This is a genomic window from Zestomonas carbonaria (assembly GCF_904061905.1).
GTDB classification, from domain to species: domain Bacteria; phylum Pseudomonadota; class Gammaproteobacteria; order Pseudomonadales; family Pseudomonadaceae; genus Aquipseudomonas; species Aquipseudomonas carbonaria.
Genome location: NZ_CAJFCI010000060.1, coordinates 25,819 through 48,000, shown reverse-complemented (window position 1 = coordinate 48,000; position 22,182 = coordinate 25,819). Strand labels below are relative to the sequence as shown.

20 protein-coding genes and 1 pseudogene are annotated in these 22,182 nt (G+C 65.9%); 8 read left to right on the top strand and 13 right to left on the bottom strand.

From position 1 onward, the window contains the following. Nucleotides 1-139 precede the first annotated feature (139 nt). Together PSEWESI4_RS15395 and PSEWESI4_RS15390 are read right to left on the bottom strand one after the other, a co-directional pair. Nucleotides 140-2,854, bottom strand: a complete 2,715-nt coding sequence (locus tag PSEWESI4_RS15395) for a helix-turn-helix transcriptional regulator (RefSeq protein ID WP_235978949.1) — start codon at nucleotides 2,852-2,854, stop codon at nucleotides 140-142. Nucleotides 2,855-2,865: 11 nt separating this feature from the next. Beyond that, nucleotides 2,866-5,577 carry a LuxR C-terminal-related transcriptional regulator gene (locus PSEWESI4_RS15390; RefSeq protein ID WP_187672095.1) on the bottom strand — a complete coding sequence of 904 codons (2,712 nt, stop codon included), beginning with the start codon at nucleotides 5,575-5,577 and terminating at the stop codon, nucleotides 2,866-2,868. Nucleotides 5,578-5,762: 185 nt separating this feature from the next. Here PSEWESI4_RS15390 and pabB point away from each other — a divergent pair. Next, nucleotides 5,763-6,821 (top strand): annotated as a pseudogene (pabB, locus tag PSEWESI4_RS15385) (aminodeoxychorismate synthase component I); the annotation flags it as partial. 249 nt (nucleotides 6,822-7,070) lie between these two features. On the opposite strand, the gene thrH reads toward pabB, so the two are convergent. After that, complete coding sequence (gene thrH / locus PSEWESI4_RS15380) at nucleotides 7,071-7,688, bottom strand: bifunctional phosphoserine phosphatase/homoserine phosphotransferase ThrH (RefSeq protein WP_187672093.1); 618 nt, start codon at nucleotides 7,686-7,688, stop codon at nucleotides 7,071-7,073. Nucleotides 7,689-7,875: 187 nt separating this feature from the next. Here thrH and PSEWESI4_RS15375 point away from each other — a divergent pair, with 187 nt between their 5' ends. Further along, a complete protein-coding gene (locus PSEWESI4_RS15375) occupies nucleotides 7,876-8,610 on the top strand; it encodes a phosphoadenylyl-sulfate reductase (RefSeq protein WP_187672092.1) in 735 nt (244 codons plus the stop codon). Nucleotides 8,611-8,614: 4 nt separating this feature from the next. Beyond that, a complete protein-coding gene (locus tag PSEWESI4_RS15370; protein WP_187672091.1) occupies nucleotides 8,615-8,962 on the top strand; it encodes a hypothetical protein in 348 nt (115 codons plus the stop codon). Between the two features lie 84 nt (nucleotides 8,963-9,046). Here PSEWESI4_RS15370 and cysB read toward each other — a convergent pair whose 3' ends face one another. From cysB to PSEWESI4_RS15345, 5 genes are all read right to left on the bottom strand, one after another. Further along, nucleotides 9,047-10,021 carry an HTH-type transcriptional regulator CysB gene (cysB, locus tag PSEWESI4_RS15365; protein WP_187672090.1) on the bottom strand — a complete coding sequence of 325 codons (975 nt, stop codon included), beginning with the start codon at nucleotides 10,019-10,021 and terminating at the stop codon, nucleotides 9,047-9,049. A 121-nt stretch (nucleotides 10,022-10,142) separates the two neighbouring features. Next, complete coding sequence (locus tag PSEWESI4_RS15360; RefSeq protein WP_187672089.1) at nucleotides 10,143-10,643, bottom strand: universal stress protein; 501 nt, start codon at nucleotides 10,641-10,643, stop codon at nucleotides 10,143-10,145. 76 nt (nucleotides 10,644-10,719) lie between these two features. Further along, the gene (locus PSEWESI4_RS15355) at nucleotides 10,720-11,625 is read right to left on the bottom strand and encodes a 5'-nucleotidase (protein ID WP_187672088.1); all 906 of its coding nucleotides are present in this window, start codon (nucleotides 11,623-11,625) and stop codon (nucleotides 10,720-10,722) included. Nucleotides 11,626-11,632: 7 nt separating this feature from the next. Next, a complete protein-coding gene (locus PSEWESI4_RS15350; protein WP_187672087.1) occupies nucleotides 11,633-12,589 on the bottom strand; it encodes a putative 2-dehydropantoate 2-reductase in 957 nt (318 codons plus the stop codon). Beyond that, complete coding sequence (locus PSEWESI4_RS15345) at nucleotides 12,590-12,874, bottom strand: YbbN family protein (RefSeq protein WP_235978950.1); 285 nt, start codon at nucleotides 12,872-12,874, stop codon at nucleotides 12,590-12,592. It abuts the gene before it with no gap. Between the two features lie 102 nt (nucleotides 12,875-12,976). Here PSEWESI4_RS15345 and PSEWESI4_RS15340 point away from each other — a divergent pair, with 102 nt between their 5' ends. Together PSEWESI4_RS15340 and PSEWESI4_RS15335 are read left to right on the top strand one after the other, a co-directional pair. Next, nucleotides 12,977-13,390, top strand: a complete 414-nt coding sequence (locus tag PSEWESI4_RS15340; protein ID WP_187672086.1) for a PilZ domain-containing protein — start codon at nucleotides 12,977-12,979, stop codon at nucleotides 13,388-13,390. A 169-nt stretch (nucleotides 13,391-13,559) separates the two neighbouring features. After that, complete coding sequence (locus PSEWESI4_RS15335) at nucleotides 13,560-14,636, top strand: 3-deoxy-7-phosphoheptulonate synthase (RefSeq protein ID WP_187672085.1); 1,077 nt, start codon at nucleotides 13,560-13,562, stop codon at nucleotides 14,634-14,636. Between the two features lie 57 nt (nucleotides 14,637-14,693). Here the strand turns inward: PSEWESI4_RS15335 and PSEWESI4_RS15330 are convergent, their stop codons facing one another. After that, complete coding sequence (locus PSEWESI4_RS15330) at nucleotides 14,694-14,975, bottom strand: GNAT family N-acetyltransferase (RefSeq protein WP_187672084.1); 282 nt, start codon at nucleotides 14,973-14,975, stop codon at nucleotides 14,694-14,696. Between the two features lie 19 nt (nucleotides 14,976-14,994). Next, nucleotides 14,995-16,260: a hypothetical protein gene (locus PSEWESI4_RS15325; RefSeq protein ID WP_187672083.1), complete on the bottom strand. Its 1,266-nt coding sequence runs from the start codon at nucleotides 16,258-16,260 to the stop codon at nucleotides 14,995-14,997. A gap of 331 nt (nucleotides 16,261-16,591) precedes the next feature. On the opposite strand from PSEWESI4_RS15325, the gene oprI reads away from it, so the two are divergent. Beyond that, complete coding sequence (oprI, locus tag PSEWESI4_RS15320; RefSeq protein WP_187672082.1) at nucleotides 16,592-16,843, top strand: outer membrane lipoprotei OprI; 252 nt, start codon at nucleotides 16,592-16,594, stop codon at nucleotides 16,841-16,843. A gap of 140 nt (nucleotides 16,844-16,983) precedes the next feature. Here the strand turns inward: oprI and PSEWESI4_RS15315 are convergent, their stop codons facing one another. The 3 genes from PSEWESI4_RS15315 to PSEWESI4_RS15305 form a co-directional block, all read right to left on the bottom strand. Continuing rightward, nucleotides 16,984-17,943: a L,D-transpeptidase family protein gene (locus PSEWESI4_RS15315; RefSeq protein ID WP_187672081.1), complete on the bottom strand. Its 960-nt coding sequence runs from the start codon at nucleotides 17,941-17,943 to the stop codon at nucleotides 16,984-16,986. Between the two features lie 62 nt (nucleotides 17,944-18,005). Beyond that, complete coding sequence (locus tag PSEWESI4_RS15310) at nucleotides 18,006-18,287, bottom strand: hypothetical protein (protein WP_187672080.1); 282 nt, start codon at nucleotides 18,285-18,287, stop codon at nucleotides 18,006-18,008. Between the two features lie 58 nt (nucleotides 18,288-18,345). After that, the gene (locus tag PSEWESI4_RS15305) at nucleotides 18,346-18,951 is read right to left on the bottom strand and encodes an arylesterase (protein WP_187672079.1); all 606 of its coding nucleotides are present in this window, start codon (nucleotides 18,949-18,951) and stop codon (nucleotides 18,346-18,348) included. Between the two features lie 10 nt (nucleotides 18,952-18,961). Here PSEWESI4_RS15305 and PSEWESI4_RS15300 point away from each other — a divergent pair, with 10 nt between their 5' ends. Continuing rightward, nucleotides 18,962-19,645, top strand: coding sequence for an ABC transporter ATP-binding protein (locus PSEWESI4_RS15300; protein WP_187672078.1), 684 nt, complete (start codon nucleotides 18,962-18,964; stop codon nucleotides 19,643-19,645). Next, the gene (locus tag PSEWESI4_RS15295; protein ID WP_187672077.1) at nucleotides 19,645-22,158 is read left to right on the top strand and encodes an ABC transporter permease; all 2,514 of its coding nucleotides are present in this window, start codon (nucleotides 19,645-19,647) and stop codon (nucleotides 22,156-22,158) included. Before PSEWESI4_RS15300 ends, PSEWESI4_RS15295 begins: the two co-directional genes overlap by 1 nt. The last annotated feature ends 24 nt before the right edge of the window (nucleotides 22,159-22,182 follow it).

The following is a 22,182-nucleotide window of genomic DNA, read 5'->3' as shown; positions in this document are numbered from 1 at the left end:
CGATCTCCAAACCCGCGATGACTTCCCTAGGTATCGCCGGTCCGGATTCGTGAAGCGCCGTGCTTCCCGCCCTGAACCTCAAGTTACCGATGCCGTTCCCGGCTGCCAGCCTATCCAACGGATGGCCGCTCCAAACGCTCTAGAGCTCGCTGAGCAACCCCATGCTCTTCCCCTTCAGCACCGCCTGGGTGCGGCTGCGCACGCCCAGCTTGGCGAACAGGTTGTGCAGGTGCCATTTGATGGTCGCTTCCGACAGATGCACCGTCTGGGCGATGTCGCGATTCGACAGGCCCGCGGCGACGAACCGCAGGATCTCCCGCTCCCGGTGACTAACATCCTGATTCTCTTCGAGATTCTCATGGTCGACGGCCAACTTCCGGCACTGCTCGCGAAGCTGCTCGACGACGCCCTGCCAGGCGATGGCCTGCTTGGGCTCCGCCGCCTGCCAGGCCTCCCAGAACGGCAGCAGCCACAGCGCATCGTCGAGGAACAGCCGCCGGTAGCCGTTCTTCCAGGCTTCCTCCAGGGTCGGCAGGAACAAGGCGAAGGCCTTCTCGCTGTTACCCTTGCGCCAGTACGCCACAGAAAGTAACAAGGCCAGGCGCAGGCGACGGTCGCTATGGTGCACCGCCGTCTGTTTGGCCAGGCAGGCTTCCAGGCAGGCCTGGGCCCTGTCCGCGCGGCGCTCGCTCAGGGCCAGGCGCGCCTCGGCCAGGGCCAGTGCCACATCCGCGTCCGCATAGCGACCATCCGGCAATCCGGCCAGGTGTTGCTGCAACTGCAAGTAGACCCGCCCTGCCTCGTTGGGGCGACGCATCCACAACAGGAAGTGCACCTTGCAGGCCATCGCCAGGGCGAACACCCGCTCGAAACGCGCCCCCTGCAGTTCGGCCAGCCACTCGTCGAGCTGGGCGAGGCCCCCGTCCATCTCGCCCGCGAAGAAACGCGCGCGCGCCATTACCAGTTCGCCACGGCTGATCAGTTCCGCCGGCGTCGCCACATCGCGCCAGGTGGTGGCGCGCGGCAGTTCGGCGAGCACCGCCGCATGGCGATCCTCCTCGTACAGCAGGTCGGCATAGGCCAGCGCCAGCGGTCCGCCGACCCGGTTGCGGCGGCCGAACAGCCTCTCCACCTTCGCCCGCGCCACCTCGGCCAGTTCCCGGCCACGCGCCGGCTCGCCATTCTCCTTGCAGATCAGCGATTCGATCAGGCTGGCCATCACTTGCAGGTATTCGCTATCGGTCCGGCTCAGGCAGTCGCGGGCCACGGCGATCGACTTGCCGGCCTCGCCGTACTCGCCGAGCAGCGCGTAGGCCGCCGCCTGCACGCAGGACAGCGCGGCGCGGAACACCGGCTGGTTGTCCGGCACCATCCCCAGCCAATGGCGGGAGATTTTCAGGCAGGCTTCCAGCTTGTCCTGGTAGAGCAGCACCAGAGCCTTGAGCACCTGGGCGACGCCAAGCAACTCGAGCATGCCGAAGTGCAGGACCGTGCCACGCCCCTGCAACAGCCGCGCGCAGACATCCTCGATCAGCGCTTCGGCTTCCGCGAAGTTCTGGTCGAACGCGAGTTGCCAGGCATAGAAGATCTGGAACACCGGATGTTCGTGGATCACTTCCGCCGGCAGCGCCTTGAACATGCCGAGGATGCCGTATACCTCGTTGCCGGCAACCAGTTGCGCGCCCTGCCGCTCCAGCAGATCGGCCGCGAAGCGGAAGTCGCGCCCGCGCAGGGCGTAGCCGATCGCCCGGTCGGGCTGCCCATGGCTGTCGCACCAGCGCGCCGCCGCGTGCAACAGCAGCGAAGGATCGCCGCGCTTGGCCAGGCGCCCCTGGAGGAACTCGGCGAACAGATGATGGTAGCGGAACCACTCGCCCTTCTCGTCCAGCGGAAACAGGAACAACTGCTCGTTCTGCACGCGCAGCAGCATGTCCAAGCCATCGCGACGCCCCGTCAGCGCGTTGCACAGCTCAGCGTTGAGCTCGTCGAGCACCGAGGTCTGCTCGAGGAACTGGAGCATGCCTTCGGAGAGACCGGACAGCACGTCTTCCGTCAGGTAGTCGGCGAGGTTGCGCTCGGTCCCGGAGAACCCGGCCAGGCAGGCGTCGTGATCGGGATGACGTTGCAGCGATAACGCCGCCAGGTGCAGACCGGTGACCCAGCCCTGGGTGCGTTTGTGCAGCAGCGCCACCTGGGCGGCGGTCAACGGGAGTCGCTTGACCTCGCGGAAATAGGCGGCGGTCTCCTCGCGGGTCAGGCGCAGGTCCTCGCCACGCAGCGAGAACAGCCAGGGCGGGGCGGGCCGCATTTCGAACAGGTACGACTGGTAGCGCATGCTGGCGATCAGCCGGATGTTGTCCGGCAGGTGCTCGGTCAGGTAACGCACGGCCTGGCGCATCGACGGATGGCGGACGCGGTGGAAGTCGTCCAGCACCAGGTAGACCGTGCCCTCCAGCGCTTTCAGGTCGGCGATGAAGGCATCCAGCAGCGCCTCCACCCGCACATCCTGTATCTCCTGCATCTCGCTCAGCAACGGCAGCACACGCCCGCCAAAATCCGCCTCGACGGTCCGTAGCGCCGCGATCAGGTAACGCATCAGGCGCTGCGGCTCGCTGTCCGTCTCGTCGCAGGACAGCCAGGCGACACGCGCCCCGCTGTCCAGCAGGCGCTGGCGGTACTGGCTGAGCAAGGTACTCTTGCCACAGCCGGCCGGGGTGCAGAGCAGTACCAGCCGCCGTTCGCGGGCGGCGAGCAACCGTTCGATCAGCTCCGAACGCACCAGTTGCGGACGGTCGCCGACCGGCGCCGGGAACAGTTTGGTCCGCAGCAGCGGCAGGGAATCCGGATTGTTCACGGGAAGACTCCTCAATCGAGCAGACTCAGTTCGCGGGCACGGCGGATGGCTTGCGTCCGGTTGCGCACCTTGAGCTTCTCGTAGATGTTGTGCAGGTGCCATTTGACCGTGCCGAGGGCCAGGGCCAGTTGCTGGCCGATCTCCTCGTTGGACATGCCCTTGGCGGCCAGGCAGACCACTTCGCGCTCGCGCTCGGTGAGCCCTTCCTCCAATGCGTCGAGGGACTTGCGCGCCGCCTGCCCCGGCCAGATCGCCAGCAGGCTGCGAATGAAACCCTGCATGGCTGGCTGCCGCTCAGCGGACTCGAGCTGCTGGAGCAGTTGCTGGATCGCCTCGCCCTCTTCGATGAACAGGCTGCGGATTTCCCCGCGCTCGGCGGTGACCAGGCATTGCACCAGCAACGAACGGGCGCGCTCCTGATAGCCCAGGCGCTGGTAGCTGTGCGCCGCCAGCAGGTCCAGGCGCAGGCGTTGCAGGCCGTGCCAGCCGTTCTGCAACTGGCCCCGCAACTGGGTGATCTCGTGCAGGGCCTCGCTGTAGTGACCTCGTGCCTGCTGCAGACGGATACGCGTCAGCCCCTGCGCCCACGACACCGGGTTGAACGACATGTTCTGGTAGTGGCTGGCCAGCTTGCTCCAGTCCACCCCGCTGAAACGCTGCTCGGCCCGCTTGAGGCGATCCGCGGCCGGCTCCTGGAGGATCATGGCGATCTCGTCGGCCACCGCCTGGGCATAGAAGCGCCAGGACTGGTTGCGCGCCGCCAGGTTCTGCATCAGCGCCAGGCTGGCCTGGGCCTCCTTGGCGCGGTCCTGCAGGCGCTGGGTGCGCGCCAGAACGAGCATGCCCTGGGCGTAGAAATCGACTGGGTTGATCACGTCCACGGTGGCCAGCGCCCAGCGCAGGCGTTCCTCGATATGCTCGAAGTTGGCCTGCTGATAGGCGATCAGTGCCTCGGTGATGGTCGGCAGCACCCTGGCCCGGGAACGCTCGCCGAACCAGGGCAGCAGGCGCGAACGCAACTGCTCGAACAGCAGTTGCGCCTGCTTGACCTGCCCCTGTTCGAGGTACAGGAAGATCTCCACGTTGACCAGTTGCATGTCCAGGTAGCGGCCTTCGAGGAAATGCTTGCGCTGCTGGGCGAGCGCCAGCAGGCGGCGAGCCTGGTCGGGCTGCGCCAGCATCACGTGCGCCAGGGCGCCGAGCAGCAGGATCGCCACCTCGAGGAACGCGGCGTGCTGGCCGAGCTGCGCCTCGACCTTACGGACCAGCGCGATGCAGGCCTCCAGGTCGTCCTTCTGCATCGCCAGCACCGCCTTGATGGCCAGCACGGCGAGGACCTTGTCGTTCAGCGGGCCTTCCGCCTTGCCCGGGCTCCAGCGCGCCAGTTGCTCGTCGAGCATGCGGTTGGCCTCGGGCAGCGACAGCTCGCTGGCGCGCGCCCAGACGTCCGCGAGCACCAGCACCGGGAAGTGCTGGGCGACATCGTTGGGCACCCGCTGGCGCCAGCGGTAGATGAGGTTGAGCTGGCCACGGTTGATCAGCTCCAGGCCGCAGCCGTCGATCAGCGCGGCGAGCATCTGCGAGTCCTCGGCCAGGCAGGCGTGCTCGATGGCGAGGTTCTGCATGTGGTGGTTGGTGAACCACAGGCTGGCATTGAAGTGCAGTTGCTTGAGGCGCTCCGGGTCGCGCTCCTTGAGGCGCGCGCGGAGGAACTCGGCGAACAGGTTGTGGAAGCGGTACCACTGGCGCTCGCGGTCGAGCGGCAGCAGGAACAGTTGCATGGCCTCGAGCCGTTCCAGCAGCGCCTGGCCGTCCTGGCGGCCGGTCAGGGCATTGGCCAGCTCGCCGGACAACTGGGTGGCCACGCCCAGCGCCAGCAGGACTTCCTGCATGTCCGCCGGCAGTTGCTCGAACACCGAACGCAGCAGATGGTCGCCGACCGCCACCTGATCGCCGCCGACCGGCGCCATGGGCGCCGGGTTCTGCGGCTGGTGGCGCAACAGCAGGCTGTTCAGTTGCACGCCGACCATCCAGCCTTCGGTCTGGGCGTACAGGGCATCCAGGGTCTTGGCGTCCAACTCCAGGCCATTGCGGGCCAGGTAGTCGCGGGTTTCCTCCTTGCTCAGGCGCAGTTCGTCGGAACCGATCTCCAGGAGCAGGTCCTGGGCGCGCCAGGTGGCCAGCCTGAGCGGCAGATGGGCACGACTGCCGACGGCCAGCACGAAACCCTCGGGGGCGAGCCTGACCAGGCGGTCCAGGGTGCCGACCAGTTCGGCATCGCGGATCAGGTGCAGGTCGTCGAGCACCAGCAGCAGCGGTTGCGAATGGCGGCTGAGGTCGGCCAGCAGGCTCTCCATCACCACGGCCATCGGCACCTGCATGGTGTCCTTCAGGTATTCCAGGGCATCCGCGCCGACGCCCGGCAACGCCGTGCCGAGGGATCTGATCAGTTGCTGGAAGAACCGCGACGGGTCGTCGTCCTCAGCTCCCAGGGACAGCCAGGCAACGGCTCTGCCAGCCTGCCGGCGCTGCTCGGCCATGGCCGCCAGCGCGCAGGTCTTGCCAAAGCCGGCGGGCGCGGAGAACAACAACAGGCGGGCATGGGCATGCCCTTCCAGCGCCGCACCAACCAGGGGCCTGGGCAGGTAGTCTGCCGGCATCTGGGGCGGAGTGAGTTTGGAGCGTTGCAAGCTACCGGCAGTTGGATCCAGCACAACTTCCATGCTTTTGATCCTTGATCGTTATTGTTGTGATACGGCAAGGCCTTGGTCTGCTGCCTCGCATACTAATCAGCGACCAGGCCCCGGAGCAAACCCCCGCGGCGGCTCTAGGACGAACACTGCGGGCGGACTACAATCGGCGCTCGCGCCTGCCCGAGCTTCGCATGTCTACCTGCACGCTACATACCCTGCCCTACGACTTCGGCCGCCGCCTGGAGCGGCTGCCCAGGCACGCCGGGGATGACCTCGGCCTGGAGGATGCGCGCTTCGGCCTGTACGCCTGGGCGCTGGTCAGCGACCACCGGCTCGGCGTCACCCGGCTGGTCTTCCATCCGAGCCTGGCGTGCGCCGAGCGCGAACGGCTGATCGAGCTGTTCAGCCAGCCCGCCGCCCGGGAGGAAGAGCCGTTCCGGCTGCGGGCGCCGTTCCGCCCGGATATCGACGAGGACGAGTACCGCGGCGCCATCGAGCGCGTCCAGGCCTACATCCAGGCCGGCGACTGCTACCAGGTGAACTTCACCCAGCGCTTCCGCGCGCCCTGCCAGGGCGATCCGTGGAGCGCCTACCGCGCCCTGCGCGCCAGTTGCCCGACACCATTCGCCGGCTTTCTCGCCCTGGACGACGGCGGCGCGATTCTCAGCCTGTCCCCGGAACGCTTCATGCAGGTCAGCGGCAACCGAGTGGAAACCCGTCCGATCAAGGGCACCCGCCCACGTGGCCGGGACGCCGGAGAAGACGCCGCGCTCGCCGCCGACCTGCTGGCCAGCGACAAGGACCGCGCCGAGAACCTGATGATCGTCGACCTGCTGCGCAACGACCTGGGCCGCACCTGCCACACCGGCTCGGTGCGCGTGCCGGAGCTGTTCGCCCTGGAGAGCTACCCCAACGTGCATCACTTGGTCAGCAGCGTGGTCGGCGAACTGGCGCCCGGCAAGGACGCCCTGGACCTGATAGCCGGCAGCTTCCCCGGCGGCTCGATCACCGGCGCGCCGAAGATCCGCGCCATGCAGATCATCGACGAACTGGAGCCGACCCGGCGCTCGATCTATTGCGGTTCGCTGCTCTATCTGGACGTGCGCGGCGAGATGGACAGCTCCATCGCCATCCGCAGCCTGCTGGTCAAGGACGGCCAGGTGAGTTGCTGGGGCGGCGGCGGGATCGTCGCCGACTCCGACTGGCAGGCTGAATACCGCGAATCGATCACCAAGGTGAAGGTGCTGCTGGAGACGCTCGAGCGGCTTGCCTAGACGCCCGCACCGTCTTCGTAGGATGGGTGAAACCCATCAGCGTTGAAATCGATGGGTTTCACCCATCCTACGGCGCTATACATGCGGAAATCCAACGTAGGGGGCACCGCGCGCACCGATCCGGGGCCAACACCCATGTCTCCCGACAAGCGTTACCCATCTATCCCGGCTGAACACACGGCGCACCCTACGCTACGAAAGCGGGCTTTTCGTCCCGCCTTCCAGCCTACAGCGCTCTTGTCGACTGCCTTACAGGCTCAACGAGCGATTGGACGCCTTGATGAACTCGCCCTTGAGGTCTGCGTAGGTGTGCACGGCCGGGAACTGCGGGAACTCGCGGATCACGTTGTCCGGCGCGTGGAACAGGATGCCGGCGTGGGCTTCGCCGAGCATGGTGGTGTCGTTGTACGAGTCGCCGGCGGCGATCACCCGGTAGTAGAGGCTCTTGAGGGCGATGACCGACTGGCGCTTGGGGTCCTTCTGGCGCAGTTGGTAATCCACCACGCGGTCGGTCTCGTCGGTGATCAGGCGGTGGCACAGCAGGGTCGGGAAACCGAGCTGACGCATCAGCGGCTGGGAGAACTCATAGAAGGTGTCGGAGAGGATCACCACCTGGAAGCGCTCGCGCAGCCAGTCGACGAACTCCACCGCGCCGTCCAGCGGCTCGAGGGTGGCGATCACGTCCTGGATGTCCTTGAGCTTCAGGCCGTGCTCGTCGAGGATGCGCAGGCGCTGCTTCATCAGCACGTCGTAGTCGGGAATGTCCCGGGTGGTCGCCTTGAGCGCGTCGATACCGGTTTTTTCAGCGAAGGCGATCCAGATTTCCGGAACCAGAACCCCTTCCAGGTCGAGACAGGCGATTTCCACAGCACACTCCCAGCGAGTTGTTTGGACGAAGGCGGCACTCTAGCCGCTCGCCCCTGGCGGCGCAACGCAACCCTTATGCTCAAAACATGCAGTGCTGCTTTCAGATGGTTATTTAGGAGCATATCTTCGATTTGCTACCATCGCCGCCTACAGAGCGTGTAAACGCCAGCACTAGGAAAACCGCCTGATGAGCCACTCCTTCGACGTCGCCGAACTGGCGACGACCTACGCCAACAAATCCCCCCAGGACATCCTCAAGCTCGCCTTCGAACACTTCGGCGACGACCTGTGGATCTCCTTCAGTGGCGCCGAGGACGTGGTGCTGGTGGACATGGCCTGGAAACTGAACAAGAACGTCAAGGTGTTCAGCCTGGACACCGGCCGCCTGCACCCGGAAACCTACCGCTTCATCGAGCAGGTACGCGAGCACTACGGCATCGCCATCGAGGTACTCTCCCCCGATCCGCGCCTGCTCGAATCCTTCGTCAAGGAAAAGGGCCTGTTCAGCTTCTACAAGGACGGCCACGGCGAATGCTGCGGCATCCGCAAGATCGAGCCGCTCAAGCGCAAGCTCTCCAGCGTCCCCGCCTGGGCCACCGGCCAGCGCCGCGACCAGAGCCCCGGCACGCGCAGCGCCGTGGCGGTGCTGGAACTGGATGGCGCCTTCTCCACCCCGGAAAAGCCGCTGTACAAGTTCAACCCGTTGGCGCAGATGAGCAGCGAAGAGGTCTGGGCCTACATCCGCATGCTCGAACTGCCCTACAACAGCCTGCACGAGCGCGGCTTCATCAGCATCGGCTGCGAACCCTGCACCCGCCCGGTGCTGCCCAACCAGCACGAACGCGAAGGCCGTTGGTGGTGGGAAGAAGCCACCCAGAAGGAATGCGGTCTGCACGCCGGCAACCTGATCGCGAAGCACTGACCCCATGCGCATCACCCTGGTGAAGAAGGTCCTGGCCGATGGCCAGGACTGCCGCAAATGCCGCGACGTGCTCCAGCAGCTCGAACGGCGCGGCCTGCTGGGGCGCATCGACCGCATCCTGGTCGCCGACGAGCGCGATCCCGGCAGCACCGGCTGGATGGTCGCCCAGCACTATGGCGTGGACAGCGCCCCATTCTTCGTGGTCCGCCACGACGATGGCAGCGAGCGAGTCTACACCGTGTTCCTCGCCCTGCTCCACGAAGTGCTCGAACCCAAGGCCGGCCAGGAGCCGGGCGAGAGCGCCCAGCAACTTGCCGAGCTGGCCAAGCGCGATGGGCTGGATCGACTCTGAGCTATCTGCGGTGGGCTGAAACCCACCGCTCCGCCATGAAAAAGCCCGGCATGATGGCCGGGCTTTTCTGTCTCGCACACAACGTCAGTAGGTCGGCAACTCGACGTCCTGGAACAGCTCTTCCAGTTCGGTCTTGTTGTGGCACTGCACCGCCTTGGCCAGCATGTCGCGGTTCAGGTGCGGGGCGAACTTCTCGATGAAGTCGCACATGAAGCCACGCAGGAAAGTGCCACGGCGGAAACCGATCTTGGTCACGCTGGACTCGAACAGCTCGCTGGCATCGAGCACCACCAGGTCGGCATCCAGCTTGGGGTCCACCGCCATCTTGGCGACGATGCCGACACCCAGGCCGAGCCGCACGTAGGTCTTGATCACGTCGGCGTCGGCCGCGGTGAACACCACCTTCGGCGCCAGGCCACGGCGGCTGAAGGCTTCGTCGAGCTTGGAACGGCCGGTGAAGCCGAACACGTAGGTGACGATCGGGTGCTCGGCCAGCGCCTCGAGGGTCAGCTTCGGCAGCTTGGCCAGCGGGTGGCCCTGCGGGACGATGACGCAGCGGTTCCAGCGGTAGCACGGCATCATCACCAGGTCGCCGAACAGCTCCAGCGCCTCGGTGGCGATGGCGAAGTCCACGGTGCCGTCGGCAGCCATCTCGGCGATCTGCATCGGCGTGCCCTGGTGCATGTGCAGGGCGACCTCGGGATATTGCTTGATGAAGCCACTGATCACCGCCGGCAAGGCGTAGCGGGCCTGGGTGTGGGTGGTGGCGATGGACAGCGTGCCCTTCTTCTCGTTGGAGAACTCCTGGGCGATCTGCTTGATGCTCTCGACCTTGCGCAGGATCTCCCCGGCCGTGTTGATGATCCGCTCGCCGGCAGGGGTCACGCGGGTCAGGTGCTTGCCGCTGCGGGCGAAGACCTCGACACCCAGCTCGTCCTCCAGCAGGCGGATCTGCTTGCTGATACCGGGCTGCGAGGTGTAGAGGCTCTGGGCCGTAGCGGAGACGTTGAGGTCGTGGTGCGCTACTTCCCAGATGTAACGCAATTGCTGAAGCTTCATAGATATCCCTCAAAGCGAAATACGGCACTGTGGAGGCCAGCGACGTCATATAACCATATTAATGGTTAGAAGAATAAAACTAGACGTTTTTTTCACGCCTGCATGCCATTCGTCTAATGACTCACCCTTCCCCCCTCTCGCGGTGCTGCAGCATCGGCACCAGATATACCGGTACCTCCGCCAATTGCAGCAGGCGCTGCGCCGTCCTGCCCATCGGAACCTCCAGTTCCATGCCCTGGCTGTGGCTGCCGATCACCAGCAGATCGACCGCCAGGCGCTTGGCCTCATCGAGGATCACTTGCGGGGGGTCGCCTTGCAGAACGCGCACGGCACGGATCATCGCCATGTCATCGCAGGTGTCGTCCAGCTCGTCGCGGAAGGCATCGAGCACGCGCTGCTCGATGCTCGACATGACGGTGCTCAGGCCCTTGCTGCGGATTTCGTCGAGGGTGTCCCGGTCCAGGTAGCTTTTCAGAACCGACTCGGCGAGCAGGCTTATCGGCTCGACGGCATGGATGACATGAAGTTCGGCGCGAAAGGCCCGGGCAAGAGCGAGGGCATGCTGGAGCACATAAGGGGCATACAGACCGAGGTCGGTCGCATAGAGAATCGAACGGATCATGCGCCCTCCCCGCTTGCGGCGCGTCTTGTCTGAGCTTAGCAGCGCCAAGGGCAACGCAACGCGCGGGGACCGGCGGTCAGGGCAAGGCTTCGTTGCTGACCCCGTGCGGCACGTGGCCGGTGGCGACCCGTTCGCGGGCCTTCTCGCAGTGGCCCACCTGGTCGTCGAAGAACACGTCGGCGCCAAAGGCTTCGAGGATCGCCGACTTCTCCAGGCCGCCGAGGAAGAAGGATTCGTCCAGGCGGATGTTCCATTCGCGCAGGGTGCGGATGACCCGTTCGTGGGCCGGCGCCGAGCGCGCCGTGACCAGTGCCGTGCGGATCGGGCACGCTTCGCTGGGGAACTCCTGCTGCAAGCGGTGCAGCGCGGCGAGGAACGGCTTGAACGGCCCGCCGCCCAGGAGCTCTCGCGCCGACTCGCGCTCGTGGTGCTGGAACGCGTCCAGGCCGCCCTGCTGGTAGATGCGCTCGGACTCATCGGAGAACAGCACCGCATCGCCGTCGAAGGCGATGCGCAATTCGTTGCTGGCCGCCCGCCGTGGCCCGCCGGAAAGGATGGTCGCCGCGCCGAACCCCGAACGCAGGGCGTTGCGCACATCCTCGGCGTGGGTCGAGAGGAACAGGTGGCAGCCGAACGCCGCCAGGTAGGGATCCGGGCTGCGCCCGCCGACGAAGGCCGCGCGGGAAATGCCGAGCCTGTAGTGCTGGATCGAGTTGAAGGCACGCAGGCCGGTATCGGCGCTGTTGCGCGACACCAGGATCACCTCGACGCGGGCCTCGTCCAGCGCGTCGTTGAGCGCCAGCAGCTTTTCCACCAGGGGAAAGGCATCTCCCGGCGCGAGGATTTCCTCCTCGTGGTCGATCTGGTACTGGCGATAGGCTTCGACCCCCTCGCTCTCGTAGATCCGATGGCTGTCGCTCAGGTCGAACAGCGCCCGCGAGGAAATCGCCAGTACCAGCTTGTCACCCAGTCCCTTGCCCATATCGACCTCAGCCCGAGTTGCGTTCATCAAGGAAGCGTAGCGCCTGGTACAGCATCTCCGTGCGCGGCATGGCGCAACCGGCACGGGCCGCCGCCTCCAGCGGCGCGGCGTAGATCGCCCGCAGCTCCATCGGCCGGCGCTGCGCGAAGTCGTGGTACATGCTCGGCAGGTAGTCCGGCATGCGTGCGGTGGCCGCCAGCAGTTGCGCCGCGTAGCCGTCCGGCATGGCGTGACCGCAAGCCTGGGCGCCCTGCACCACTTCTTCCATGATGGCCTTGATCAGCGCACGGCTGTCGGCCTGGGCCATCAGCGCCGTGGTGCCGGCGTCGAGCAGGGACGCCAGGCCATTGTAGGGAACGTTCCAGACCAGCTTCTGCCAGCGCGCCTGATCCAGGTTGGGCATCGCCTGGGAGTCGATGCCGGCCGCCCGGAACAGCCCAGCGCCCTCCTCGGCGGTCGCCTGCCGCGCAGCCGGCTCCGATGCGGGGCCGGAGTGGTAGCCCAGGTTCACCGCTCCCAGCGCCTGGTGCTCGATCACCCCGGGCCCGGCGCGGTGCACGCAGATGTAGCAGAGCCCACCCAGCAGGTGCAGGTTGTCCGGCAGCAGCGGCCGCAGTTCGTCCTCGACACCGAGGCCGTTCTGCATCAGCACGACCTTGCCGCCCGGCGCCGCCGCAGCAGCGATCGCCGGCGCCAGTTCGGCGTTGCTGGTGGTCTTGGCGCCGACCAGCAGCCAATCGCAGGGCGGCATGTCGGCGGCCGAGCGATACGCCTGCACCGGTTGCAGGGTCAGGGCGCCATGTACCGCGCTGTTCAACACCAGGCCGCGCTCGGCGACCGCCGCGAACTCGCTGCGCAGCAGGAAATGCACATCGAAACCGGCCCGGGCCAGCAGCAGGCCGTAGAAGCCGCCGATGGCGCCGGTACCGATGATGCCGATGCGCGGACGTTGTGACTCGGACATTCAGGGAAGCTCCTCTCCAGACTCCAACAAGGCTCGCTCGAGAGCGGCGGACAACTCGGCGAGGCTCAGGCGTGCCTGCAAGGCACCGAGGAACAGGCCGTCGCGGACCACGAACAGGGCCGGCAGATGGAACACATCATAACGTTCGACCAGTCCGCCATTGCGACCGGCGTCGATCCAGCACAAGCGATCGACGGACAACCCCATGCCCGGCAGTGCACGCCGCGCCCAGCGACAGCCGGTACAGCCCGCGCTGGTGAAGACCAGCAGGGAAACACCCGGCATGTCGAGCAACCGTCGGTCCGCATCGAGGTCGGTCAGCTCCAGTTCGGCCACTATACTGTTCAAGGCACTGTCCAATTGCCATCCCCCCGGAGACAGTCGTACATGCGTCAGTTCTTGCGTCACCCGAGCGAGTTACCCGTGGAGTTGGTCGAACGCAAGCATGCCTTTCTACCCAAACTGCGGTTGCACAATATCAGCCTGGGCGGTGTGGCCTGCAACTCGAGCAAGGCGTTCCGGCGCGGAACCGCGGTGGAACTGCATATTCCCGTGCTCGGCGAGCAGGCGCGCTGCGCCGGCGTGGTCGCCTGGTGCCGCAAGCAGGCGGACGACTATCTGGTCGGCATCACGTTCCTCGACGAGGACTCGCTGTTCCGCGCCCGGATGGTCGAGCAGGTCTGCCAGATCGAGCAGTACCGGCAGCAGTGCGAGGAACAATCCGGCCATGCCCTGCCGGTGGAGGAAATCGCCCAGGAGTGGGTCGACCAGCATGCCGCCGACTTCCCCAGGTTTCCCTGAGGCGGGCATTGGGCCACTTTCTATAGAGCCTAGGACCTTCGCCCCATTGTCGAGCCAATATGTAACGCGCTAAGGTGCGTTCCCCCGTTGCGCCTATAACGCTGCGCTCCGCCGCGCGGGGAATGGCTGGCGGCCGGCACCCGTGAAGACTGAGTTGATGAATAGCACGATGGCTGATTTACCGATCGACGATCTCAACGTCGCCTCCAACGAGACCCTGATCACTCCCGATCAGTTGAAGCGCGACCTCCCCCTCACCGACGCCGCCCTGCACACCGTCGCCAATGGCCGCGAGGTGATCCGCGACATTCTCGACGGCAAGGACCACCGCCTGTTCATCGTGATCGGCCCCTGCTCGATCCACGATATCAAGGCCGCCCACGAATACGCCGAGCGCCTGAAGGTACTGGCCGCGGAAGTCTCGGATACCCTGTACCTGGTCATGCGCGTGTACTTCGAGAAGCCGCGCACCACGGTCGGCTGGAAAGGCCTGATCAACGATCCGTACCTCGACGACTCGTTCAAGATCGAGGATGGCCTGCGCATCGGCCGCGAGCTGCTGCGCGACCTCGCCGAGATGGGTCTGCCGACCGCCACCGAGGCGCTCGACCCGATCTCCCCGCAGTACTTGCAGGACCTGATCAGTTGGTCCGCCATCGGCGCACGCACCACCGAATCCCAGACCCACCGCGAAATGGCTTCCGGCCTGTCCTCGGCGGTCGGCTTCAAGAATGGCACCGACGGCAGCCTGACGGTCGCCATCAATGCCCTGCAGTCGGTGTCCAGCCCGCACCGCTTCCTCGGCATCAACCAGCAGGGCGGCGTATCGATCGTCACCACCAAGGGCAACGCCTATGGCCATGTGGTGCTGCGCGGCGGCAACGGCAAGCCGAACTACGATTCGGTCAGCGTTGCCATCTGCGAGCAGGAACTGAACAAGGCCGGCATCCGTCCGAACATCATGATCGACTGCAGCCACGCCAACTCCAACAAGGACCCGGCCCTGCAGCCACTGGTGATGGACAACGTCGCCAACCAGATCCTCGAGGGCAACAACTCGATCGTCGGCCTGATGGTCGAGAGCCACCTGGGCTGGGGCAACCAGCCGATTCCCAAGGACCTCTGCCAGCTCAAGTACGGCGTTTCCATCACCGACGCCTGCATCGACTGGGACACAACCGAGAAGAGCGTGCGCAGCATGCACGCCAAGCTCAAGGACGTGCTGCCCAAGCGCCAGCGCGGCTGATCCCGCGCACGAACGAAAACGCCGGGCAATGCCCGGCGTTTTCGTTTCTGTAGCCGCTCAGCCCTTGGCGACCTGCCGCTGGCGGCGCTCCATATAGCGTTCGACGTAGGAGCAGGAGGGGATCACCGTGTAGCCCATGCGATCGGCATAGGCCAGGGCCTGCTCGGTGAGCGCCGCGGCGATGCCACGGCCGCGCAGGGGGTTCGGTACGAAGGTCCGGTAGATATCCAAGGTCTGCTGCCCCAGGTCCATGTAGGCCAGATAGGCACGATCGCCATCTACGACGGCTTCGAACCGGTGACCGGCTTTATCATGGCTTATCGACAACACCTCGCTCATTACCCCACTCCTCTCCGGGTCAGAACATGACCCTTACCTTATCGATCTTTTCCAGGCGGAGAAACATCTCCGCGGCTCCCGAGCCGAATTGGACACTCAGGTAGGCCTTGCCGTTCTCCACCTTGCGCAAGATACCTTGATAGTAGGCACCATCATAGGTGATGAACTGCAAGCGCTTACCCGCATGGTCCGCCAGGCTGGACACACTGACGAACTCGTACTGCGGCATGGCGCGCGCCGTCTCGCTTTTCTCGACGGCGACCACCTCGACCGGCTGCGCCGCCTTGCGCGATGCCGGGTCCACCCAGGCGAATCCCACCGGCGAAACGACCTGCTGGTTGACCAGCAGGGTCGGACGCAGCATGGCGATGACATCCTTGGCGTCGAAGAATTGTAGGCCATCCCAGGCCATGCCTTCAGTCGGATTCAACTCCAGGCGCAGGGACTGCGGGTCCTGCAGGTAACGCCGATACCCATCGAGCACCGGCTGGTCCAGCGCGATGCGCTGGCTACGCAAGACGCGATCGAAATGATCGAGCGCCGTCTGCACATATTCCTCGCCAGACTGGCCAAGCTTAGCAGCACAGAACTCCTGCACCTTGCGCTGGTACTGGTTGTCGTTCAATTCAAGCGTCCACAGGGTCAGGCGCGGCGGATTGGCGCGCAGGTCGCCGGGGTTGTCCGACATGTTAGACAGCAGCAGGCTGAAGCGCATGTCCAGCACGTCGCGGGTATCCGCGTTCAGGCTGAGCGCCAGGGATTTCGCGCCGGGCTTGAACTGATAGGACAACTCCGCATCGGTATCGAAGGTGCGATAACCCATGTCGAGCAGTTCGCCGGTTCCGATATTGCGTACCTTGCCGCAGGCGACCTCGCTCATCGCGGTCCACAGGCTGCGCTCGGCCGGCGCATCATACAGGTGCTGCATGAAGGGACCATGCACATCCAGGGAGATACCCTTGAGGCTCAACGCCATCTGCTCGGGGAACTTGCCCTCGGCCAGGCGCTCCTTGAAACGCAACAACTCGCCCAGGCCGTTGAACTTCAACTCGGCATGGCCGATGCGCACGCTGTCCCTCAGTGCCGGCACCCGCACCTGCAGCTTCTCCAGCCCCACCCGGCCATCGAAGGAAGAAGTGATGCTGCCGTAACTGATGTGCATGAAAGGCGACAGTCGCGTGATCGCATCGTCCATGATCGAACGCACCGACCACCAGAGCGACAACTTGATCAGCACGGCAATAGCCAGAATGGAAAGCAGCCCCCACTTCAGAATTTTCGACATGCGTACGTCCTTGATGCCAGCGGTAGTTATTCTTGAGGCCAACGATCGGGGAGCTTATCAGGCCGGCCAAGTGCCAGTCATTCCCCGCTCCTGCGGTATCGAAAATCTCTGCTACAAAGAAAGGGATGTTTGAGTGTTCCGCAAGCAATCTGTATGTTTTTTATACAGCGGCATTACTACTTGCTTAAGAAACACCCAATCAGCTGAAAAAAGCGGTCGGCCCTGCGTTCCGTCAGTTTACTTACCCAAAGTAACAGGTAGTATGTAGGCCGGCTAATTCCTCGAGCTCGGGGAATTGGTTTTATGGAATATCCACCTTAAGGGGAACACGATGAACAACGTTCTGAAATTCTCTGCTCTGGCATTGGCCGCAGTTCTGGCTACCGGTTGCAGCAGCACTTCCAAAGAAACCGAAGCTCGTCTGACTGCGACCGAAGACGCAGCCGCTCGCGCTCAAGCCCGTGCCGACGAAGCCTATCGCAAGGCTGACGAAGCTCTGGCTGCCGCTCAGAAGGCTCAGCAAACCGCTGACGAAGCCAACGAGCGCGCTCTGCGTATGCTGGAAAAAGCCAGCCGCAAGTAATAGCCCTCCACGGCTATATAAGCCGACCCAGTTAATGGGTCGGCTTTTTTTATTGGTCGTTAGTTGGCCAGGGCAACTAAGCGGCCAATAAAAAACCCGTCGGCGCAACGCACCGACGGGCCCTTGGCAACCCTCGCGGATCAGAACGTCTCGGGTGCGCTACTTGCCATTGCCGTGTCCGGCTGGGCGATCGCCACCGGGAGGCCATCCTCGGCCGCCACCACCTCGCGCACCACGTCCCAGTCCAGGCGCAGGTTGGCGGTGAGTTCATCGTGCTTGATCATCGCGTTGATCACCGACGTGTGCTTGTCCACCACCGACGGCTCGCCATGGTCGTCGAGCGGCATATGCGCCTCGAGATAGATCTTGCCGCCGCTCAGGCCGAACTTGTACGGCTCGTTGATGATGCGCACCTTGGTCCCGACCGGCGCCATCCTGGCCAGCTCCAGCACGTTCTCGTTGAGCATGCGGAAACAGCCATGACTCACCCGCATGCCGATGCCGAACTTCTTGTTCGAACCGTGGATCAGGTAGCCCGGCACGCCAAGGCCGAACTTGAACGGTCCCAGCGGGTTGTCGGGGCCCGGCGGCACGACGGTCGGCAGGAAATCGCCCTCGGCGGCATGTTCCTCGCGGATCGACTTCGGCGGATACCAGGCCGGGTTCGGGGTCTTGGCGACGATGGTGGTGGTGGCGATCGGCGAACCCCAGCCCTCGCGGCCTATCCCCAGCGGGTAGGTGTAGACGACGTCCCGGTCTTTCGGGAAGTAGTACATCCGGTATTCGGCCAGGTTGATGACGATCCCTTCGCGCGGGCCGGGCGGCAGGATGAAGCGCGTCGGCAGCACGATATCGGTGCCCTCGCCCGGCAGCCAGGGATCGACCCCCGGGTTGGCGGCGACCATCTCCAGGTAACCGAGGTGGTGGGCGGTGCCAAGGTCGGCAAAGGTGTCTTCATACTTGGCCTTGATCACCTGCACCTGGCCGACGATGTCCTCACCGGGCGGCGGCAGCGGCAGCTCGAGGGCTGCGGCCGAGCCCGCCAGGAACAGCGTGGCGAGGGAAAGGGAACGTGCGACCGCTGGAACTCGCGACAACATCCGGAAATCCTTGACGAGATAGCGACTGGAAAGGTTGGAATTGTACACCGCCGCCGAAGCGCTCAGAAACCCGGCCAATGGGGCCGTTCGCCGCTTTTCTGGGCCCTCAGGACAGTCTGGCAGGCCGGGCAGAGACGCTTGTCGCGCAGCGACGAACGCTCCAGGCTCGACCAGCGCGGCTGCGCAGGCAACAGGCCACCGCAGAGCGTGCGGTCAGCAAAGCCCCCCAGCTCGAGCTGGCGCGCGACCAGATGCAGGCGGACCTCACGGCAGGCGAACAGGTCCAACTGCTCATCCGGCTCGATCACTTGGTATGCATGCAAAGACCAGACGGGACGCGGCATCGAAGGGTTCCTGGGCGGGGTGCGCCACATTAGCCGAAAGCCCTGGCGCGGAAAAGCGTCAGAGCAACGGCTTCAGCGCCGGCCATACATTCTCCAGCAGGCGCGGCTGGGCCTTGACGGTGGGATGGATTCCGTCGGGCTGCATCATGCCCGGCACGCCGCCCACGCCATCCAGGAAGAACGGCACCAACGGCACCTGCTTCTCCTCGGCCAGACGGCTGTAGACGCCCTCGAAGGCACGGTTGTAGCGATCCCCGTAGTTCGGCGGCAGGCGCATCCCCAGCAGCAAGACCTTGGCACCGCTGGCGGTGGCGCGATCGATCATCGTGGCAAGATTCTGTTGCAATTGCGCGGGCGGCTGGCCACGCAGTCCATCGTTGCCGCCCAGCTCCAGGATCACCAGTTCGGGGCGGTGCGTCTCGAGCAGCCCCGGCAGGCGGGAGAGGCCGCCAGCGCTGGTGTCGCCGCTGATCGAGGCGTTCACCACCCGATGGTCGAAGCCCTCTTCCTCGAGGCGTTTTTCCAGCAGCGCGACCCAACCCTGCGCGGTATCCAGGCCCAAAGCGGCGCTGATACTATCGCCGACCACCAGCACGGTGCCGGCCAGTGCTCCCTGAGTCCACAGCAGCAGCGTCAAGGCACCGCCCAACCACCAGCTACGCATTGGATCCTCCATGAGCGAGAGTATTCTGACTGCGCGGAACCTTAGCAAAGTGGTCTCCGGCGCGGAAGGCGACCTGACCATCCTCCACGACCTCTCGCTCGCCCTGAAACGCGGAGACAGCCTGGCCATCGTCGGCACCTCCGGTTCCGGCAAGTCCACCCTGCTCGGCCTGCTCGCCGGACTCGACCTGCCCAGCGCCGGCGAGGTTTCGCTGGTCGGCCACGAGCTCGGCAAGCTGGACGAGGACCAGCGCGCCAAGGTCCGCGCCGAGCACATCGGCTTCGTGTTCCAGTCCTTCCAGTTGCTCGACAACCTCAATGCGCTGGAGAACGTCATGCTGCCGCTGGAGCTGGAAGGCCGCAGCGACGCCCGCGAGCGCGCCGTCGACCTGCTGCGGCGGGTCGGCCTGGAGGCGCGCCTCGGCCATTCGCCGCGCCAGTTGTCCGGCGGCGAGCAGCAGCGGGTGGCCATCGCCCGCGCCTTCGCCGCCGAACCTGACGTGCTGTTCGCCGACGAGCCGACCGGCAACCTCGACAGCCATACCGGCGAGCACATCAGCGACCTGCTCTTCGAGCTGAACCAGGAACGCGGCACCACGCTGGTACTGGTCACCCACGACGAACGCCTGGCGCACCGCTGCCGGCGCCTGATCCGCCTCGAAGGCGGCCGGCTGGTCGATCAGGTGGAACCCTGATGCGCAGCCTGCCTTTCTCCCGCCTGGCCGGGCTGGCCTGCCGCCAGTTGCTCCGCGACGCCCGCTCGGGGGAATTGCGGGTGCTGTTCTTCGCCCTGCTGGTGGCGGTCGCCGCCAGCACCGCCATCGGCTACTTCGGCGCCCGGCTGAACGCCTCCATGCTGCTGCGCGCCACCGAGTTCCTCGGCGCCGACCTGGTGCTCGACAGCAGCTCGCCAGCTACGGCCGAACAGATCGCAGCCGGTCAGCGCCTCGGCCTCGACCACGCGCGAGTGGTCGAGTTCTCCAGCGTGATCGCCACCGACAACGGCATCCAGTTGGCCAGCGTCAAGGCTGCCGACAGCGCCTATCCGCTGCGCGGCCAACTGAAGAGCGCCGACGCGCCCTACCAGCCGGAAACCACCGGCGGCGGACCCCGCCCCGGCGAGGCCTGGGCCGAGGCGCGCCTGTTCGCCGCCCTCGACCTCAAGCCCGGCGACAGCATCGACGTCGGCAACAAGAGCCTGCGCCTGACCCGCGTGCTGACCTACGAACCCGATCGCGGCGGCGATTTCTACAGCCTCAACCCGCACGTGCTGATGCACTTCGACGACCTGGAAGCGACCGGCATCGTGCAGCCCGGCAGCCGGGTGCGCTACCGCGAGCTCTGGCGCGGCGACCAGGATGCCCTGACGGCCTATCGGCAGGCCATCGAAGCGGGACTGGCGCCCAACCAGCGGATCGAGGACGCGCGCCACGGCAACCGCCAGGTCGGCGGCGCCCTGGGTCGCGCCGAACGCTACCTGAACCTCGCCAGCCTGGCCGCGGTGCTGCTCGCCGGCGTCGCGGTCGCCTTGTCCGCCGCGCGCTTCGCCAGCCGCCGCTTCGACGCCAGCGCCCTGCTCCGCTGCCTGGGCCTGTCGCGGCGCGAAACGCTCGGCCTGTTCACCCTGCAACTGGCCATGCTCGGCGGCCTGGCCTGCCTGGCCGGCGCCCTGCTCGGCTGGTTCGGCCAGTACGGACTCTTCTATCTATTGCGTGACCTGCTGCCACCGGAGGTACCGGCGGGCGGCCCGACGCCGGCGCTGGCCGGCATCGCCACCGGCCTGGTGGCCCTGGCGGGATTCGCCCTGCCGCCGCTGGCCTCGCTGGGCCGAGTTCCCCCGCTGCGCGTGCTGCGTAGTGACCTGCTGCCGACGCCGCCGAGCGTCTGGCTGGTCTATGGCGCCGCGGTCCTGGCCCTCGGGCTGATCATGTGGCGGCTGAGCCTCGACCTGCGGCTGACCCTGTCGCTGCTCGGCGGCGGCCTGATCGCCGCCCTGCTGCTCGGCAGCCTGCTGTTGCTCGGCCTGCGTGGCCTGCGCCGGCTGCTGGCGCGCGCCGCCCTGCCCTGGCGCCTGGGGCTCGGGCAACTGCTGCGCCATCCGCTGGCCGCCGCCGGCCAGGCCCTGGCGTTCGGCCTGATCCTGCTGGCCATGGCCCTGATCACCCTGCTGCGCGGCGAGTTGCTGGACACCTGGCAGGCCCAGTTGCCGCCCGATGCGCCCAATCATTTCGCCCTCAACGTGCTGCCGGCCGATCACGATGCCTTCTCCGCGCGGCTGGCCAAGCTCTCGCCGAACGCCTCGCCGCTCTACCCGGTGGTGCCCGGGCGGCTGGTGGCCATCAATGGCGAGCCGGTCAGGCAGGTGGTCAGCAAGGACAGCCAGGACAGCGAAGGCCGCCGCGCCACCCGTCGCGACCTCAGCCTGACCTGGTCCGCCGAGCTGCCATCCGGCAACCGGTTGGCGGCAGGCCAGTGGTGGAACGGTGTCCCGGCCGGCGAGTTGCCGGGCGTCTCGGTGGAATCCGACCTGGCCGCCAGCCTCGGGCTGCAACTCGGCGACCAGCTCAGCTTCAACGTCGGCGGGATCGAGCGCGACGCCCGGATCACCAGCCTGCGCGAGGTCAAGTGGGACAACTTCCAGCCCAACTTCTACATGGTCTTCGAGCCCGGCACGCTGCGCGACCTGCCGGTCACCTACCTGGCCAGCTTCTACCTGCCGGCCAATCAGGAGCGGCAACTGGTCGAGCTGTCCCGCGCCTTCCCGGCGGTCACCCTGCTACAGGTGGATGCCCTGCTGGCGCAACTGCGCAGCATCCTCGCCCAGGTGACCCTGGCGGTGGAGTACGTGCTGCTGTTCGTGCTCGCCGCCGGCCTGGCCGTGCTGTTCGCCGGCCTCCAGGCGACCCTCGACGAACGCATCCGCCAGGGTGCCCTGCTGCGCGCCCTCGGCGCCCGCCGCGAGTTGCTGGTGCAGGCCCGGCGCGCCGAGTTCGCCCTGCTCGGCGCCTGTAGCGGCCTGCTCGCCGCGCTGGGTTGCGAACTGGTGAGCTTCCTGCTCTACCGCTTCGCTTTCGAGCTGCCCTGGCAGCCGCATCCCTGGCTGCTGGTACTGCCGCTGATCGGCGCGCTGCTGGTCGGCGTTGCCGGGCTGCTGGGCACCCGCCGCGCGCTGCGAATCAGTCCGCTGGCCGTGCTGCGCGAAAGCTGAGCTTGGTAAACTGTCGATTTTTCA